General features: G+C 70.6%; 13 protein-coding genes and 1 riboswitch. Of the genes, 8 read left to right on the forward strand and 5 right to left on the reverse strand.

The features are described from left to right. Nucleotides 1-190 precede the first annotated feature (190 nt). The 8 genes from AB4112_RS13990 (at nt 191) to AB4112_RS14025 (ending at nt 11,844) form a co-directional block, all read left to right on the forward strand. The gene (locus tag AB4112_RS13990) at nt 191-1,216 is read left to right on the forward strand and encodes a sugar ABC transporter substrate-binding protein (RefSeq protein WP_309796567.1); all 1,026 of its coding nucleotides are present in this window, start codon (nt 191-193) and stop codon (nt 1,214-1,216) included. Nucleotides 1,217-1,381: 165 nt separating this feature from the next. After that, nucleotides 1,382-2,878: a sugar ABC transporter ATP-binding protein gene (locus AB4112_RS13995; RefSeq protein ID WP_441720456.1), complete on the forward strand. Its 1,497-nt coding sequence runs from the start codon at nt 1,382-1,384 to the stop codon at nt 2,876-2,878. A gap of 20 nt (nt 2,879-2,898) precedes the next feature. Continuing rightward, nucleotides 2,899-3,936, forward strand: a complete 1,038-nt coding sequence (locus tag AB4112_RS14000) for an ABC transporter permease (protein WP_309796570.1) — start codon at nt 2,899-2,901, stop codon at nt 3,934-3,936. A 41-nt stretch (nt 3,937-3,977) separates the two neighbouring features. Beyond that, nucleotides 3,978-4,192: riboswitch (cobalamin riboswitch) on the forward strand. A gap of 122 nt (nt 4,193-4,314) precedes the next feature. After that, entirely contained in the window at nt 4,315-4,839 is a 525-nt protein-coding gene (gene cobU, locus AB4112_RS14005) for a bifunctional adenosylcobinamide kinase/adenosylcobinamide-phosphate guanylyltransferase (RefSeq protein ID WP_309796572.1), read from the forward strand. Between the two features lie 10 nt (nt 4,840-4,849). Further along, nucleotides 4,850-5,878 (forward strand): cobalamin biosynthesis protein CobW, encoded by a 1,029-nt coding sequence (cobW, locus tag AB4112_RS14010; protein ID WP_309796573.1) that lies wholly within the window; start codon nt 4,850-4,852, stop codon nt 5,876-5,878. Continuing rightward, entirely contained in the window at nt 5,878-9,615 is a 3,738-nt protein-coding gene (gene cobN / locus AB4112_RS14015) for a cobaltochelatase subunit CobN (protein ID WP_441720459.1), read from the forward strand. Before cobW ends, cobN begins: the two co-directional genes overlap by 1 nt. After that, nucleotides 9,612-10,238, forward strand: a complete 627-nt coding sequence (cobO, locus tag AB4112_RS14020; RefSeq protein ID WP_309796577.1) for a cob(I)yrinic acid a,c-diamide adenosyltransferase — start codon at nt 9,612-9,614, stop codon at nt 10,236-10,238. Before cobN ends, cobO begins: the two co-directional genes overlap by 4 nt. Nucleotides 10,239-10,392: 154 nt before the next feature. Then, nucleotides 10,393-11,844: a cobyric acid synthase gene (locus AB4112_RS14025; protein ID WP_441720512.1), complete on the forward strand. Its 1,452-nt coding sequence runs from the start codon at nt 10,393-10,395 to the stop codon at nt 11,842-11,844. A 134-nt stretch (nt 11,845-11,978) separates the two neighbouring features. Here AB4112_RS14025 and cbiB read toward each other — a convergent pair whose 3' ends face one another. The 5 genes from cbiB to AB4112_RS14050 all read right to left on the reverse strand — a co-directional run bounded on the left by cbiB (nt 11,979) and on the right by AB4112_RS14050 (nt 17,495). After that, nucleotides 11,979-12,950, reverse strand: coding sequence for an adenosylcobinamide-phosphate synthase CbiB (gene cbiB / locus AB4112_RS14030; protein ID WP_441720461.1), 972 nt, complete (start codon nt 12,948-12,950; stop codon nt 11,979-11,981). Nucleotides 12,951-13,048: 98 nt separating this feature from the next. Next, nucleotides 13,049-13,573: a hypothetical protein gene (locus tag AB4112_RS14035; protein ID WP_441720463.1), complete on the reverse strand. Its 525-nt coding sequence runs from the start codon at nt 13,571-13,573 to the stop codon at nt 13,049-13,051. 6 nt (nt 13,574-13,579) lie between these two features. Then, a complete protein-coding gene (locus AB4112_RS14040) occupies nt 13,580-14,641 on the reverse strand; it encodes a hypothetical protein (RefSeq protein ID WP_441720465.1) in 1,062 nt (353 codons plus the stop codon). A gap of 27 nt (nt 14,642-14,668) precedes the next feature. Next, a complete protein-coding gene (locus tag AB4112_RS14045; RefSeq protein ID WP_441720467.1) occupies nt 14,669-15,775 on the reverse strand; it encodes an SPFH domain-containing protein in 1,107 nt (368 codons plus the stop codon). Nucleotides 15,776-15,944: 169 nt separating this feature from the next. Further along, nucleotides 15,945-17,495 carry a glycosyltransferase gene (locus AB4112_RS14050; protein WP_309796587.1) on the reverse strand — a complete coding sequence of 517 codons (1,551 nt, stop codon included), beginning with the start codon at nt 17,493-17,495 and terminating at the stop codon, nt 15,945-15,947. Nucleotides 17,496-17,610 lie beyond the last annotated feature (115 nt).

The following is a 17,610-nucleotide window of genomic DNA, read 5'->3' on the forward strand; positions in this document are numbered from 1 at the left end:
AAATCCCCTCACCCGGAGCCGCTTCGCGTCTCCGACCTCTCCCGCAAGCGGGAGAGGCAACGCAAAGGCCGATTGCCCCGGGCCCGCACCGGTTTGACGTTGCGTCCCGCTGACAGCGCTGTCAGAATCCCGGTCTGAGCTCAAAAGAAGCTCGTGGCAGATCTTTGCCAGACATTGGGAGGACACGAAGATGGGCGATCGCGAACATCGCAGCAGACGTGACTTCATGGTCGCCGCAGCCGCCTCGGCGGGCGCCGCGGCGGCCCTGTTCGGCGGCGTGGACCTGAAGACGGCGGCCGAGGCGGCCGAGGCCGTCGGCCGGTCGGAGAAGCCGCTGAAGGCAGCCTTCTCGAATGCCGGCCTGCAGGCGACGTGGTGCGCCCAGGGCAAGCAGGCCGCGGAATTCTGGGGCAAGCTGTTCAACGTCGAGATCACCTGGTTCGACGGCGAGCTCGCGGCGCCGAAGCAGCGCGGCGCGATCGACAACATGGCCTCCCAGAAATGGGACTTCGTGGCGATCCAGGCCTTCGGCATCGGCACGCTGACCCAGCCGGTGCAGAAGATGATTGACGCCGGCATCCCGGTGATCGACATGGACACGCTGATCGCGCCGCTGGAGCAGATCAACGTCCACTCCTTCCTGGCCCCCGACAACGAGTTCATGGGCGCCGCCGTGACCCAGGCGCTGTGCACCGCCATCAAGGGCGAGGGCACCATCATCATGACCCAGGGCGCGCTTGGCCACACCGGGGCGCAGGGCAGGGCCCGCGGCTTCGACTCGGTGGTCAAGCAGTACCCGAAGATCGAGGTGCTCAACACCGATCCGGGCGACTGGGACGTGTCGAAGGTGGCCCGGATCTGGGAGACCCACCTGACCAAGTATCCGAAGATCAGCGCCGCCTTCTTCCACAACGACGACATGGCGCTGGCCGCCTACAACGTGATGAAGGCGCACAACCGCACCGACATCCTGATCGGCGGCGTCGACGCCATGCCACCGGCGATCCAGGCGGTCTCGGAAGGCCGCATGTTCGCGACCGTGCGCAACCCGTCCTGCCGCATCCATGGCGGCGCCGTGGTGGCGGGGGTCGCGGCCGTGACCGGCGGTGAGAAGACCGGCGAAGGCATCCCGAAATCGGTCGTCACCGACGGTCCCGTGGTCACCAAGGCCAACGCCGCCGGCATGCAGTGGATGCAGGATCACTTCCTGATCTGATCGCAGCCGATCGGTCGTGAAAGGATCGTCATTGCGAGCGCAGCGAAGCAATCCATGGGGCAGCCCGCATCGGCGCCATGGATTGCTTCGTCGGCTTCGCCTCCTCGCAATGACGATGGAGGCGGGCGTCCGGAAGACGTCTCGAAGAATGGACAGGCCCGCGCCATGACCCAGACTCCGTTGCTCGAGCTGAGCGGCATCTCGAAGTCGTTCGGCGGCGTCCGGGCGCTGCGGGAGGTCGACTTCACGCTCGAGGCCGGCGAGATCCATGGCCTCGTCGGCGAGAACGGCGCCGGCAAGTCGACGCTGATGAAGATCATCGCCGGCGTGCATGCCGACTATGACGGGCAGATGCGGATCGAGGGGCGGGCCGTCCGCTTCCGCTCGGCCCGCGACGCGGCCGCCGCCGGGGTAGGCATGGTGCATCAGGAGTTGAGCATCGTGCCGGACCTCAGCGTCGCCGAGAACGTGTTCCTCGGCACCCAGCCGGTCGGCCGCTTCGGCATCGTCGACTGGGCCGGGATGCGCAAGGCGGCGGGCGAGCAGATCCGCCGGCTGGGCATCGACGTCGACCCGCGCACGCCAGCCGGGGCGCTGCCGATCGGGCTGCAGCAGCTGATCGAGATCGCCCGGGTGCTGTTCTCCGGCGCCCGCATCATCATCCTGGACGAGCCGACCTCGGCGCTGTCGCCGCCGGAGATCGAGCGCCTGTTCGGCGTGCTGCGGCGGCTGCGCGAGGAGGGCCGCAGCTTCGTCTTCATCTCGCATTTCCTCGACGACATCCTGAAGGTGTCCGACGCCGTCACCGTGTTCCGCAACGGCCGCCGCATCCTCAGCGCCCGCGCCGCCGAGACCGACAAGGCGGYGCTGATCGAGCACATGATCGGCGCCGGCCACGGCGAGCTGGAGGAAAGCTACACCGGCGAGATCCGGCTCGACTCCAAGCCCGGCGCCCCGGTGGTGCTGGCGGCGGAAGGACTGTCGGCCGACCGCTTCTACAACGACATCTCGCTGGAGGTGCGGGCGGGCGAGGTGCTGGGCATCTACGGCTTCATGGGCTGCGGCCAGCTGGAGCTGGCGCGCACCCTGTTCGGCAAGCTGCAGCCCGACCAGGGCCGGATCCGGGTCGCCGGCCGGGCCGTGCGGCTGCGCAGCACCGCCGTCGCCCGCCGCGCCGGCATCGCCTTCGTGCCGGAAAGCCGGCGGGCGATGCTGTTCCACCACGAGCCGATCTACAAGAACACCTCGATCGCCATCCTGGACCGGGTGTCGCGCTGGCTGCTGAGCCCGGAGTCGGAGCGGCGCATCGCCCGCGAGCGGGTCGAGGAGCTGCGCATCCGCACCCCGCATGTCGACGCGCATCTCGGCGCCCTGTCCGGCGGCAACCAGCAGAAGGTCGCCCTGGCGAAGTGGCTGACCTTCACGCCCAAGGTGCTGATCTTGAGCGAGCCGACCCGCGGCATGGATGTCGGCGCCAAGGAGGATGTGGTCCGGATCGTGCGCGGCCTGCGCGACCGGGGCATCGGCGTGGTGGTGGTGTCGGCCGAGCCGGAGACGGTGCTGTCGCTCGCCGACCGCATCCTGGTGATGCGCAAGGGCGGCATCACCCGCGAATTCGCCGGCGGCATGGTCAGCAAGGACCGCCTGCTCGAGGCGGCATGATGGTGGAGCAGGGGAATCGCATGGACGCGTCAGCCAAACCGCCGGTCCGCGGCACCGCCTCCCGGCTCGGCGGGATGCTGGGCGGGCAGCTGCGCAACATCGCGCCGTTCATCACCCTGATCATCCTGGTCGGCTTCTTCAGCATCGCCAGCCCGTCCTTCCTGACGGTCGACAATTTCAGCAACATCCTGAACCAGATCTCGGTGACGGCGGTGATCGCCGTCGGCCTGACCTTCGTGATCCTGTGCGCCGAGATCGACCTGTCGGTGGCCAGCATCGCCAACGCCACCGGCATCATCGTCGCCTTCCTGACCGCGCAGGAAACCTACGTCACCATCGCCAACGTGCCGCTGCCGGGCTGGCTGGCGATCGTGATCGCGCTCGCCGGCTGCGCCCTGCTGGGCCTGGTCAACGCGGTGGGGGTGACGCGGATCGGCATCCCGTCCTTCATCATGACCCTGGCCATGATGCAGATCGGCGCGGGGATCTGCGCCATGCTGGTGCGCGGCCAGATCGCCTATGCCGTGCCGCCGCTGGTGGTCACCCTGGGCTCCGGCTCGATCGGCGGCATCCCATGGATCGTGATCGTGGCCGCCATCATGCTGCTGGCCGGGCACCTGGTGCTGACCTACACGCGCTTCGGCCGCTACGTCTACATGGTGGGCGGCAACCGCGAGGCGGCGGAGTATTCCGGCGTCAACGTCCGGGTCATCGTCGGCGCGGTGATGGTGATCTCGGCCGTCTGCTCCGGCATCGCCGGCATGCTCGGCGTCGCCTATTTCGGCAGCGCCCAGCAGAACGAGTTCGACACCTTCCTGCTCGACGCCATCGCCGCGGTGGTGGTCGGCGGCACCAGCCTGTTCGGCGGCCGCGGCGGCATCGGCAACACCATCATCGGGCTGTTCATCCTGGGCGTGCTGAACAACGGGCTGGACCACGTCAACATCGACAGCTTCCTGAAGATCCTGATCCGCGGCCTGATCCTGCTCGCGGCCCTGGTGATCAACGTCTACGCCCAGCGGCTGCGCTCCGCCGGCGACACCGGCAAGGCGTCGTGACGCTTCGGCGCCGTTGACCCCCTTGCCCGCGCCTCCTACTGTGCGGCCATCGCGCAGCTGGTTCCCCAAGGGCGGACGCCCGAGGGGATGAAAAGGGAACGCGGGACGGTCTATCCTTTCAGGAGGCCTGATCCGCGGCTGCCCCCGCAACTGTAGGCGGCGAGCCCAACTCCGACAGCCACTGGCCGATGGCCGGGAAGGCGGAGGCAGGCGACGACCCGCGAGCCAGGAGACCTGCCGGCGAGGCGATGCGTGCGAACCGCCGGGCGGGGTGAACCGGTGGCGCGGGATGCATGGCGCCTTCCGGGCACCGTCTCCGGCGTCCGATTGCCCTGGCCGGCCGACCGGAAGGGCGAGGCGTGCAGCATCGAGCTATCAGTGGCTAGTCTGCCGGCAGCGACGCTGGTGCTGGGCGGCGCCCGTTCGGGCAAGAGCCGCCATGCCGAGGCGCTGGTCGAGAGCCAGCCCGGCGACTGCATCTATCTCGCCACCGCCGAGGCCTGGGACGCCGAGATGGTCGAGCGCATCTCCCGCCACCAGGAACAGCGCGGCTCGCGCTGGCGCACGGTCGAGGCGCCGCTGGAGCTGGTCGAGACCCTGGACAAGGTCGCCGGCCCCGGCCACGCCGTGCTGGTCGACTGCCTGACGCTGTGGCTGTCCAACCTCATGCATGCCGACCGCGACATCGCTGATGAGACCGACCGGCTGGTGCGCTGGCTGGCGGCGCCGGCCGGCCCCGTGGTGCTGGTCTCGAACGAGGTCGGGCTCGGCATCGTCCCCGACAACGCCCTGGCCCGCGCCTTCCGCGACCATGCCGGGCGCCTGCACCAGGCCGTGGCGGCCGTGGTTCCCTCCGTCGTCTTCGTCGCCGCCGGCCTTCCCCTAACCCTGAAATCCGCCTGAGAGAGACCGCATGCCCGCCAAGATCCCCGCCACCGTCATCACCGGCTTCCTCGGCGCCGGCAAGACCACGCTGATCCGCCACCTGCTGCAGACCGCGAATGGCCGCCGGCTGGCCCTGATCATCAACGAGTTCGGCGATGTCGGGGTCGATGGCGACCTGCTGCGCAGCTGCGGCGACGCCACCTGCCGCGAGGAGGATGTGGTGGAGCTGGCCAATGGCTGCATCTGCTGCACCGTGGCCGACGACTTCATCCCGACCATCGAGAAGCTGCTGAACCGCGCCGAGCCGCCGGACCACATCGTGATCGAGACCAGCGGCCTGGCCCTGCCGAAGCCGCTGGTCAAGGCGTTCGGCTGGCCCGAGATCCGCACTCGGGTCACGGTCGACGGCGTCATCACCGTGATCGACGGCGCCGCCATGTCCGAGGGCCGCTTCGCGCTGGACGAGGAGGCGCTGGCCGCCCAGCGCGCGGCCGACGAGGGGCTGGACCATGACAACCCGCTGGAGGAGCTGTTCGAGGACCAGCTCGCCTGCGCCGACATGGTGATCCTGAACAAGACCGACCTGCTGGATGAGGCCGGGCTAGCGACGGTGTCCGCCGAGCTGGCCGCGCAGCTGCGCCCGGGGGTCAAGGTGGTCAAGGCCCGCCACGGCGCGATCGACGCCGCGGTGCTGCTGGGCCTCGGCTCCGCGGCCGAGGACGATCTGGCGGCGCGCCCCTCGCATCACGATGCCGAGGACGAGCACGACCACGATGATTTCGAGAGCTTCCATGTCGATCTCGGCGCCGTGACCGACCCCGACGCCCTGACGCGCAAGCTGAAGCCGGTGATCGAGGCGCATGACATCCTGCGGCTGAAGGGCTTCGCCGCGGTCGAGGGCAAGCCGATGCGCCTGGTGGTCCAGGCGGTGGGCGGCCGGATCCAGCATTACTACGACCGCCCGTGGCGCGCCGACGAGGCCCGCGGCACCACCCTGGTGGTGATCGGCGAACGCGGCCTCGACCGCGCCGCCATCACCGCATCGCTCGCGGCCTGATGCATCTCCTCGCCACCCAGCCGGGCAGCGTCGCCGACGGGTCGGAGGCGGTCGATCTCGGCCAGAGTCCGGGCGACATCGTCGTCCTGACCGCGGCCGACACCGAACTCGCCTGCCTGTCGGCGGCGCGGTCCGGTTTCGGCGAGGATTTCCCCTCAGTCCGGCTGGCCAACCTGCTGCAGCTCGGCCACAACCTGTCGGTCGACACCTATGTCGACGACGTGGTCAGCCGGGCGAAGCTGGTGGTGGTGCGGCTGCTCGGCGGCGCCGGCTATTGGCGCTACGGCATCGAGCAGGTGCATGCCGCCTGCCGGCGCGAGGGCATCCCCCTGGCCGTGCTGCCGGGCGACGACAAGCCGGATGCCGATCTCGACGCGCTGTCGACCCTGCCGGAGGAGGCGCGGGGCCGGCTGTGGCGCTATCTGGTCGAAGGCGGCATCGAGAACGCCCGCGGCTTCCTGGCCTATGCCGCGACGCTGACCGGCCGCGACCTGCAATGGGCCGAACCGCGGCCGCTGCTGCGCGCCGGGCTGTACTGGCCGGACCTGCGCCATCCGTCCTATGCGGAGATCGCCGGGCGGTGGCCGGGCGACGCCCCCGTCACCGGCCTCGTCTTCTACCGGGCCCTGGTGCAGGCGGGGAACCTGGCGCCGGTCGATGCGCTGGTCGCGGCGCTGCAGGCCCGGGGACTGAACCCGCTGCCGATCTTCGTCTCCAGCCTGAAGGACACGGTGTCGGCCGAGCTGGTCACCGAGGCCTTCGCTCGCCATCCGCCGGCGGTAATCCTCAACGCCACCAGCTTCGCTGTCTCCAGCCCCGGCGGCCCGACCCAGCCGACGCCGTTCGACGCGGCCGACTGCCCCGTGCTGCAGGTGGTGTTCGCCGGCGGGGGCGAGGCGGCGTGGCGCGACGGCACGCGCGGCCTGTCGGCCCAGGATCTGGCGATGAATGTCGCCCTGACCGAGATCGACGGACGGGTACTGACCCGCGCCGTGTCCTTCAAGTCGGAGGCACGCTGGGATCCACTGACCGAATGCACCGTGGTGTCCTACCGCCCGGTGGCCGACCGCATCGATTTCGTGGCCGATCTCGCTGCCGCCTGGGCGGGACTGCGGCGGACGCCGGCGGCCGATCGCCGGGTCGCACTGATCCTGGCCAACTACCCGAACCGCGACGGCAGGCTCGGCAACGGCGTCGGCCTCGACACCCCGGCCGGGACGGTCGAGGTGCTGCGCGCCCTGGCCGCCGCCGGCTATGCCGTCGCCGATGTGCCCGAGGATGCGGCTGACCTGATGGCGCGGGTGACGGCCGGGCCGACCAATGCGCTTGCGACCCGCGCCGACCGCGCCGGCGGCGAGGCCTATCCGCTGGCCGACTACCGCGCTTTCTTCGCCGGCCTGCCCGAGCCCGTGCGAACGGCGGTGACGGCCCGCTGGGGCGAGCCCGAAGCCGATCCCTTCGTCGAGGGCGATGCCTTCCGGCTGGCGGTCCACCGCTTCGGCCATGTCATCATCGGGGTGCAGCCGGCGCGCGGCTACAACATCGACCCGCAGGCGACCTATCACGACCCGGCGCTGGTGCCGCCGCACGGCTATCTCGCCTTCTACGCCTGGCTGCGCGGCGGCTTCGGCGCCCAGGCGTTCATCCATATGGGCAAGCACGGCAATCTGGAGTGGCTGCCGGGCAAGGCGCTGGCGCTGTCGCAGGACTGCTTCCCGGAGGCCGCCTTCGGCCCCGTCCCGCATCTCTACCCCTTCATCGTCAACGATCCGGGCGAGGGCACCCAGGCCAAGCGCCGCACCGCCGCCGTCATCATCGACCATCTGACGCCGCCGCTGACCCGGGCCGAGAGCTACGGCCCGCTGAAGGACCTGGAGGCGCTGGTCGACGAATACTACGAGGCCGCCGGCATGGACCCGCGCCGGCTGGCGCATCTGCGCGACCGCATCCTCGACCTCGCCCGCAGCTCCGGCCTCGACCAGGATTGCGGCGTGGCGCCGGGCGACGAATCCGATTCCGCCCTGGCACAGATCGACAACCATCTGTGCGAGCTGAAGGAGATGCAGATCCGCGACGGGCTGCACATCTTCGGCCGCTCGCCCGCAGGCGACCAGCGCACCGACCTGCTGGTGGCGCTGACCCGGGTGCCGCGCGGGGCCGGGCAGGGCGGCGACGCCTCGCTGATCCGGGCTTTGGCCGGCGATCTCGGCCTCGGCTTCGACCCGCTGGACTGCCGCTTCGGCGATGCCTGGGCCGGGCTGCGGCCTGCAGCTCTCGGGCCTGTGGAAGGCTGGCGCACCCTGGGCGACACGGTGGAGCGGCTGGAGACTCTGGCGCGCGATCTGGTCGCCGGCACCCGGCCGGCGGAGGCCGGATGGACCGCCACCGCCGCCGTGCTGGCGGAGATCCAGGCCGCCGTTGCCCCGGCCGTCGACCGCTCCGGCGCCGCCGAGATCGACGGGCTGCTGCGCGGGCTGGCCGGGCGCTTCGTGGCGCCGGGATCCTCCGGCGCGCCGACCCGCGGGCGGCTGGACGTGCTGCCGACCGGCCGCAACTTCTACTCGGTCGACAGCCGCACGGTGCCGACCCCGGCCGCCTGGCATCTCGGCTGGAAATCGGCGGCGCTGCTGGTCGAGCGGCACCGGCAGGAGCATGGCGACTGGCCCCGCACCATGGCGCTGAGCGCCTGGGGCACCAGCAACATGCGCACCGGCGGCGACGACATCGCCCAGGCGCTGGCGCTGCTCGGCGTGCAGCCGCGCTGGGACCCGGCCTCGCGTCGCGTCACCGGCTTCGAGATCATGCCGGCCGGGGTGCTCGACCGGCCGCGGGTCGACGTCACCCTGCGCATCTCCGGCTTCTTCCGCGACGCCTTCCCCAGCCAGATCGACCTGTTCGACAGCGCCGTGCGCGCCGTGGCGGCGCTGGACGAGCCGGAGGACACCAACCCGCTCGCCGCGCGGGTGCGGGCGGAGACGGCGGCGCTGGTCGCCGCCGGCACGCCTGAGGCCGAGGCGCGCCACCGCGCCGGCTTCCGCGTCTTCGGCGCCAAGCCGGGGGCTTACGGCGCCGGCCTGCAGGCGCTGATCGACGAGAAACTGTGGCGCGACGAGGCCGATCTCGGCCGCGCCTATCTGGAATGGGGCGGCTGGGCCTATGGCGACGGTGCCGAGGGCGCGGCCGCGCACGGCCTGTTCGCCCAGCGGCTGGAGACGGTCGAAGCCGTCGTCCACAACCAGGACAACCGCGAGCACGACCTCCTGGATTCCGACGACTACTACCAGTTCGAAGGCGGGCTGGCGGCGGCGATCCATCACCTCTCCGGCGCCCGGCCGGCGATCTACCACAACGACCATTCCCGGCCGGAGCGGCCGGTGATCCGGACCCTGCGCGAGGAGATCGCCCGTGTCGTCCGCGCCCGGGTGGTCAACCCGAAATGGATCCGCGGCGTGATGCGCCACGGCTACAAGGGCGCCTTCGAGATGGCGGCCACGGTCGACTATCTCTTCGCCTTCGCGGCGACCACCGATGCCGTGGCCGACCACCAGTTCGACCTGGTCTATGACGCCATGCTCGGCGACCCCGAGGTCCGGGCCTTCCTGGAACAGGCCAATCCGGCGGCGGCGCGCGAGATCGCGGAGCGGCTGCAGGAGGCGCTGGATCGCGGCCTGTGGCAGCCGAGGGCGAACGCCGTCTACCATGAACTCGACGCGCTGACGAAGGAGCCCGGCCGATGAAGACCGACGGCATGACCGAAGACGAGATCAACGCCCGCCACGCCGAGAAGATGGCGAAGAAGAAGGCGGTGCGCGACCGCATGCTGGCGGACAAGACCCTGGAGAAGGGGCTGCTTATCGTCCACACCGGCAAGGGCAAGGGCAAGTCGACCGCCGCCTTCGGCATGGTGCTGCGGTCGATCGGCCACGGCTTCCGCACCGGTGTGGTGCAGTTCGTCAAGGGCAGCTGGGAGACCGGCGAGCGCCATGTGCTGGAGCGGTTCCCGGAGCTGGTGACGATCACCGCGATGGGCGAGGGCTTCACCTGGGAGACCCAGGACCGCGAGCGCGACATCGCCGCCGCCCGCGCCGCCTGGGAGGCCGCCAAGGCGATGATCCGCGACCCGGCCTACCGCATGGTGCTGCTGGACGAGCTGAACATCGTGCTGCGCTACGACTACCTGCCGGCGGAGGAGGTGGTGGCCTTCCTGCGCGACGAGAAGCCGGCGGACACCCATGTCATCGTCACCGGCCGCAACGCCAAGGACGAGCTGATCGAGATCGCCGACCTCGTCACCGAGATGACCCAGATCAAGCACCCGTTCCGCGACGGGGTGAAGGCGCAGGCGGGGATCGAGTTCTGATGGGGTTTTCCCCAATGACGGCCTCCCTCTTTCTGTCATTGCCCGGCTTGACCGGGCAATCCAGGGGCCACCGAGAGCCGCTCTGGCTGCCCCTGGATGCCACGGTCAAGCCGTGGCATGACAGAGAGTGACAGGGAGCCGCCCCCTCGCCCTGATGATCCAGGGCACCGGCTCCGATGTCGGCAAGTCGCTGATCGTCGCCGGGCTGTGCCGGGTGTTCGCCCGGCGCGGCCTGCGGGTGCGGCCGTTCAAGCCGCAGAACATGTCGAACAACGCCGCGGTGACGGCGGATGGCGGCGAGATCGGGCGGGCCCAGGCGCTGCAGGCCCGCGCCTGCGGCGTCGAGCCGACCGTGCACATGAACCCGGTGCTGCTGAAGCCGGAGAGCGAGACCGGCGCCCAGGTCATCGTCCAGGGCCGGCGCATCGCCACGCTGAAGGCGCGGGACTACGCCGCCCGCAAGCCGGAGCTGCTGGCGGCGGTGCTGGACAGCTTCGCCCGGCTGTCGGCCGAGGCCGACCTGGTGCTGGTCGAGGGCGCCGGCAGCCCGGCCGAGGTCAATCTGCGGGCCGGCGACATCGCCAATATGGGCTTCGCCGAGGCGGCGGACCTGCCGGTGGTGCTGGTGGCCGACATCCATCGAGGCGGCGTGATCGCCAGCCTGGTCGGCACCCATGCGGTGATCGCCCCGGCCGAGGCCGCCCGCATCCGCGGCTTCATCATCAACCGCTTCCGCGGCGACGCGGCGCTGTTCGCCGACGGCATGCGCATCGTCGCCGACCGCACCGGCTGGCAGGGCCTCGGCATCGTGCCGCACTGGCCGCAGGCGTCGCTTCTGCCGGCCGAGGACGCCAACGCCCTGGCCGAGATCGAGACGGCGCCGGGCCGCGCCATCACCATCGCCGTGCCGGTGCTGTCGCGCATCGCCAATTTCGACGATCTCGACCCGCTGCGGCTGGAGCCCGACGTGTCGGTGCGGATGGTGCGGCCGGGCGAGGCGCTGCCGGGCGACGCCGACCTCGTGCTGCTGCCGGGGTCGAAATCGACCATCGGCGACCTCGCCTTCCTGCGCGCCCAGGGCTGGGATGTCGACATTGCGGCACATGTCCGGCGGGGCGGCCGCGTGCTCGGCCTGTGCGCCGGGTTCCAGATGATGGGGCGACGGCTCCACGACCCGGATGGCATCGACGGCGCGCCGGGGTCGGCCGAGGGGCTGGGGCTGATGGACCTCGAGACGGTGATGACGCCGGAGAAGAGCCTGGTCGCGGTCGCCGGCACCCATCGGCCGACCGGTGCCGCGATCCGCGGCTACGAGATGCATGTCGGCCGCACCGACGGCCCGGCGCTGGCACGGCCGCTGCTCGACCTCCAGGGAAGGCCGGACGGCGCGGTCTCGGCCGATGGCCGTGTGGCCGGCTGCTACGTCCACGGCCTGTTCGCGGCGGACGGCTTCCGCGCCGCCTTCCTGGCCGCGATCCGGCCGCGCGCCGATGCCGGCCTGGCCTATGATTCCACGGTCGACGCCACGCTGGACGGGCTGGCGGATCATCTGGAGCGGCATCTCGACCTGCCGGCGCTGGCGATGATGGCCGGGCTTCCGGTCTAACGGGGACACGCGGAGCCAAAACCATACCCGTCATTGCGAGCCCCGAAGGGGCGTGGCAATCCAGCGGTACCGGTCCCTAGATCGCCACGGCGCTGCGCGCCTCGCGATGACGGTGAAAAGTGGCGCTTTCGGCCCTACAGCAGCATCGCTCCCGCCACCGCGACTAGGATCAGCAACACCCCGGCGCCCTTGGTGACCTCCAACGCCCGGCGGATGTCGCGCGGCGTCGCTTCCGCGCGTCCGCCATCGCCCATCCAGGCATCGGGCACCACCGTGCCGTGATACTGGCGCGGCCCGGCGAGGGCGAGGCCGAGGCCGCCGGCCATCGCCGCCTCCGGCCAGCCGGCATTGGGCGAGCGGTGCTTCGGCGCGTCGCGCAGCATCGCCGTCCAGGCCGCACCGATGCGGCCGCCGCCGAAGGGCGCGGCCAGCGCGATCAGGGCGCCGCACAGCCGTGCCGGGATCAGATTCAGGACATCGTCCAGCCGGGCCGCGGCCCAGCCGAAGGCCTCATGCCGGGCGGTGCGGTGGCCGATCATGCTGTCGGCGGTGTTGACCGCCTTGTAGACCAGGATACCGGGCAGGCCGAACAGCGCAAACCAGAAGGCCGGCACGAACACGCCGTCGGAATAATTCTCGGCATCGCTCTCGATCGCGGCACGGCAGACGCCGGCCATATCAAGGCTCTGCGGGTCGCGGCCGACGATCATCGACACGGCGCGGCGCCCGCCCTCCAGCCCCTCCAGCTCGCAGGCGGCGCCCACCGCGGCGACATGGTCGTGCAGGCTGCGCTGGGCCAGGAACACGGCGGCCAGGGCGATCTCCAGCAGCCAGCCGAAGGGCAGGGCGCGCAGCAGCGCCGAGACGCCCCAGCCGAGGCCGCCGGCCACCAGCACCAGCAGCAGCGTCGCGGCGATGCCGGCGGCGCGGCGCCGGTCCGGGGCGTCGCCGTCATGGTTCAGCCGGCGGTCGAGCCAGCCGATCCCGCGGCCGACCAGGACGATGGGATGCGGCAGCCGGCGCCATAGCCAGGGCGGGTCGCCGACCAGCGCGTCGAGCAGCAGGGCGCCGGCCAGGAGCCAGAGATGGTTGGGAAAATGCGACATGCCCTCAGCGGCTCCAGACAGCCGCCCGTCATCGCGCGGCACGAACGCCTGGATTGCCACGCCCCTGCGGGGCTCGCAATGACGATGAGGGGGGTGGCCTATGCTGCGGCGCCGGCCGGCGGCGGACGGATGCGGCGCCAGATCGTCCAACCGATCACCGCCAGCCCGCCGATGAGGCCGGAGGCATAGCTGGCGAGATGGGCCCAGGCGGCGCCGGCGAAGGCGACATGGATCTCCGGCGGCAGCACCCGTCCCCAGCCGTCGGGCAGGGAGGACCGCCCCGACGCCACCGCCCAGGCGCCCCACAGCCCGGCCGCCAGGGCGCACAGCGCCATCGTCGCCAGCAGGCGCAGGATGACGGGGCGGAGATCGGCGAGTCCCAGCCGGTTGCCGCGGCCGATGCGGGCGGCGGCCGCGAGCAGCAGGCCCAGCGGCAGGCCGACCCACCAGGTCGCCAGGATCCCCCAGCCGATCGCCAGCAGGAAGGGCGATTCGGTGGGGAACACCGGCGGATGGGCGATGGTGAAGTACTCGACGCAGAGATGCGCCGTCACCTGGTCGTGCAGGATGCCGTAGGCGATCGCCGCGGCCAGGCTGAAACCGATGATCTTGAGGACTTCCATGGCCACTCAGCGGTTGTTGAACAGCATCACGGCGGCCGCCGCCACGGCCAGGCCGGCCAGCACGGCGAGGCCGATCTTGACCCAGCTCCAGGGGCGCTGGCCCTGCACCTCGCCGGTGCGGCCGTTGATCACGAAGCTGTAGGTCTGCTGGCCGTAGCGGAAGCTGTTCATCCAGACCGGCAGCAGGATGTGCTTGAAGGTCACGGCGCTGTAGCTGGTCTGCAGCGAGCTGATGGTCTGCTTGTCGCCGCCGATGTCGGCGCAGACGTCCCGGCGGATCACCGGGTCCATCTTGCCCTTAGCCGCCTCGAACCCCCCGGCGAGGTCGAGCTGGTAGTGCTGGGCGCCGAAGCCGCTGAGATAGCGCTGGTCGTAGGGGCTGAGGTCGGCGAGGTCCCAGGGCTCCAGCTTGTCGAGATAGCCGCTCGGCAGCGACCGGCTGGCGACCACCAGCACGTCGTTGAAGCCGCGCGACACCTGTCCGCTGCGCGGCGTCCAGCGCGTCTCGACCACGGTGCGGGTCTTGTCGCCGTCCTGGATCGTCCGGGTGTAGTTATCGCCGCGCTGGCCGTCATAGTCGCTGCTGGTGTCGGCATCGTAGGTCCAGTACGGCACGTACATGCCGATGAAGCCGTAGTCGGCCTTGGCCAGCCGCCGGACATCGTTCGGCGCGAACCACAGGCCGGACAGCCAGGTCTCGTATTTCGCTCGCGCGCCCTTGGCGTCGAAGCTGAAGGGCAGCACCGCGCCGGGGCGCAGATGGGTGACCGCGCGCGATTCCAGCACGATCGGCGTGCCGCAGAACGGGCAGCGCGAGGCCTGGATCGACGGGTCGAGCTGGAACTCCGCGGCGCAGCGCTTGCAGGACACCACCTGGATGGTCTCCTGCGGCGCCGCCTGCCCGGCCTCGGCCAGGCCGGCGGCGTAGTCGATCTCCTCGACCCGGGACCAGGGCGAGGCCGCGATCGGATTCTCATGCCCGCAATAGGGGCATTTCAGCATGCTGGTGCCGGGCGCGTATTCGAGCTGCGCGCCGCAGGACGCGCAGGCGAAAGCCATGTCCGCCATGATGGCCAAACCTATCGTGAGCGGGGATCAGGCGGCGGGCGGCAGAGGCGGGGGCAGGTCGGCGAACAGCGCGGCCAGCGCGGCGACGTCGCCGGCCTTGGTCCAGGCCGCCATGCCCTGGCTCCACACCAGGCTGTCGCGGGTCAGGCGCCCGTCGCCGGCCATGGCCTGCAGGTCGGCGGCCGGGAACGGACCGCTCTGCTTGCCGTCGATCGCGACGTGGTAGGCGACCGCGCCGGGCAGGGGCGGCGGTGCGGCGCCGGCGGATGGCGCCGTGCTCTGCTGCACCGCGCCGCCCATCGCCGAGGCCAGGCCGCCGGCGGTGGCCATGCCGATGCCGATGCCGGCCGCGCCGCCGGGATTCTCGGCCGCGGCCTTGATCGCCTCGGCCGTCTGGAACTGGGTGTAGCGGCCGAGATCGCCGACCACGCCCATGCTGCTGCGGCGATCGAGCGCCTTCTCGACCTCTTCCGGCAGCGAGACGTTCTCGACCAGCAGCGTCGTCACATCGAGGCCGTAGGCGTCGAACTCGGGCTGGATGGCGTCGCGGATCACTTGACCGACCTTGTCGTAGTTGGACGACAGGTCGAGCACCGGGATGCCGGATTTCGCCACCGCGCCGGCGAAGCTGGTGACGATCAGGTTGCGCAGTTGCTCGGTGATCTCGTCGGTGGTGAAGCGGCCGTCGGTGCCGGCGATCTCGCGGATGAAGGCGGCCGGGTCCTTGACCCGGATGGCGTAGGTGCCGAAGGCGCGCAGCCGCACCGGCCCGAACTCCGCATCGCGCAGCATCACCGGGTTCATCGTGCCCCATTTCAGGTCGGTGAACCGCTTGGTGTTGAGGAAGTAGACCTCGGCCTTGAACGGGCTGGCGAAGCCGTATTTCCAGCCCTGCAGCGTCGACAGGATCGGCAGGTTCCTGGTTTCCAGCGTGTACATGCCGGGCTGGAACACGTCGGCGATCTTGCCTTCGTTGACGAAGACCGCGACCTGGCTCTCGCGGACGGTCAGCTGGGCGTTGTACTTGATCTCGTTGCCGTGCCGCTCGAAGCGGTAGACCATCGTGTCCTGGCTATCATCGGTCCATTCGATGATGTCGATGAATTCGCCGGTGATCTTGTCCCAGAGCGCCATGGTCCGTCTCCCGCGGGGGCCGGTCTCGGCCCGAGTTGCGCGCAGACGATAATATCAGGTTGAGACCGAAAAGAGGCAGGTGTGGGAGGGAATGTGGTTACCGGTGAAATGGGGAAACGGCTGTGAGCCTTGGGGGCGGCGCGGCGGCGCACCGGCCCCGGGCTCGGGTTCAGCTGCGGGTGGTGGGCTGCGGCGCCGCGGCCGGCGTCGGCGGAGCCAGCTTCACGCCGGGCAGGCTGGCGGGCAGGCGGCGCGGGTCCAGCCGCAGGTCGTAGCGCTCGGCCAGCAGCGCCCCGCCCATGATCAGCAGGCCGGTGCCCGACACCGCCAGGAAGGGCAGGTACCAGGCCAGGTCGGTCACCACCATGCCGAGCAGGACCACGCCGGCCGCCGTCTCCGGAATGCCGCTGCCGGCACCGCTGGCATAGCCCGAGCGGCGCGAACTGCCCTTCTTCGGGGTGCGGACGAAGCCGCTGCGCCGGCCGATGAAGGCCTCGATCACGCCGCGCGAATTCGACAGCGACAGGCCGGCGTTCAGCGCCATGGTGGCGAGCATGTCCATGGCGACGCGGCTGAGCCGGTCGCGCCGCACTGCACAGCGGCCGGAGACCAGGAAGGCGACGGTGCCGGCGATGCCCAGCACGGTCGAGCACAGGCCGAGCACGGTCAGGAACACCGGCTGGTCGAAGCCGATGCCGAGGAACATCAGCGTGTTGATCAGGGCCACGGCGGCCAGCGGGTAGAACAGGCACTGCAGCAGCTGCAGGCTGACCGCGACCTTGGCCTTGCGCGGCAGGTCCGAGCGCCAGATGGTCGGCAGCAGCTTGCAGGCGACCTGGGCGAAGCCCTTGGTCCAGCGGAACTGCTGCACCCGCCAGGCGGCGATGCTGGACGGCAGCTCGCCCGGCACGGTGATGTCCGAGAGGTAGCGGGCGCGCCAGCCCTTGAGATGGGCGCGCAGGCTGAGGTCGAGATCCTCGGTCAGGGTGTCGGCCTTCCAGCCGCCGGCGTCGTCGATCGCGGCGCGGCGCCAGATGCCGCAGGTGCCGTTGAAGGGCAGGGGCAGGCCGGTCATGCTGCGGGCCGGCTGCTCGACCCCGAAATGCGCGTCCAGCATAAGGGTCTGGGCGCGGGTCAGCCGGTTCTCGTCGCCGTTCAGATGGTCCCAGCGGCCCTGGACGAAGGCCAGGCGCTTGTCGTTCTCCAGCACCCCGACGGTGCGGCGCAGGAAGTCCGGGCGCGGGATGAAGTCGGCATCGAACATTGCGACATAGGGATGGTCGGTCACGCTCAGCCCGGCATGCAGCGCGCCGGCCTTGAAGCCGGTGCGGTCGGTCCGGTGCAGCCGGTGGGCGTCGACGCCGGCGGCGCGCAGCTCCAGCACCGCCGCCTCGGCGATCTCGCGGGTCTCGTCGATGCTGTCGTCGAGCAGCTGGATCGTCAGCTTGTCCGCCGGCCAGTCCAGCGCCGCGGTGGCGCCCAGGATGCGGCGCACGACGTGGCGTTCGTTGAAGATCGGGACCTGGATCAGGACCCGCGGCAGGTCCTCTTCATCCAGGGCCGCGGCCGGCGCATGATTCGCCAGGCTCTGGCCTTGCGACTGGTGCCGCCAGAAGGTCGCGGCGAGCCAGAGGAGGTTGCTTGACAGGAGGCACAATAGCGTCAGCGCGATGGTCAGTAGACCGTATACGCTGAATTCGAAGATCTCTAAGGGGGTCAAGATGGACCGGCCTTTTCTTGCGTTTATTTCAGAACTGAAAACAGCCGACTCATGGCGTTGTTCCGTCATACTACCGTATTGGCTGAACATCGGCATCAAGCGCAGCGCAACGTGG

Origin of the sequence: Inquilinus sp. 2KB_23 (assembly GCF_052115705.1) — a bacterium.
In the GTDB taxonomy this organism is placed as follows: domain Bacteria; phylum Pseudomonadota; class Alphaproteobacteria; order DSM-16000; family Inquilinaceae; genus Inquilinus; species Inquilinus ginsengisoli_A.

Coding starts and splice junctions, on each gene's coding strand:
- cobO (WP_309796577.1), top strand. CDS start 9,612: ATGAAGACCGACGGCATGACCGAAGACGAGATCAACGCCCGCCACGCC.
- AB4112_RS14035 (WP_441720463.1), bottom strand. CDS start 13,573: ATGGAAGTCCTCAAGATCATCGGTTTCAGCCTGGCCGCGGCGATCGCC.
- AB4112_RS13990 (WP_309796567.1), top strand. CDS start 191: ATGGGCGATCGCGAACATCGCAGCAGACGTGACTTCATGGTCGCCGCA.
- cobN (WP_441720459.1), top strand. CDS start 5,878: ATGCATCTCCTCGCCACCCAGCCGGGCAGCGTCGCCGACGGGTCGGAG.
- AB4112_RS14040 (WP_441720465.1), bottom strand. CDS start 14,641: ATGGCGGACATGGCTTTCGCCTGCGCGTCCTGCGGCGCGCAGCTCGAA.
- cbiB (WP_441720461.1), bottom strand. CDS start 12,950: ATGTCGCATTTTCCCAACCATCTCTGGCTCCTGGCCGGCGCCCTGCTG.
- cobW (WP_309796573.1), top strand. CDS start 4,850: ATGCCCGCCAAGATCCCCGCCACCGTCATCACCGGCTTCCTCGGCGCC.
- AB4112_RS14045 (WP_441720467.1), bottom strand. CDS start 15,775: ATGGCGCTCTGGGACAAGATCACCGGCGAATTCATCGACATCATCGAA.
- AB4112_RS14025 (WP_441720512.1), top strand. CDS start 10,393: ATGATCCAGGGCACCGGCTCCGATGTCGGCAAGTCGCTGATCGTCGCC.
- AB4112_RS14000 (WP_309796570.1), top strand. CDS start 2,899: ATGGACGCGTCAGCCAAACCGCCGGTCCGCGGCACCGCCTCCCGGCTC.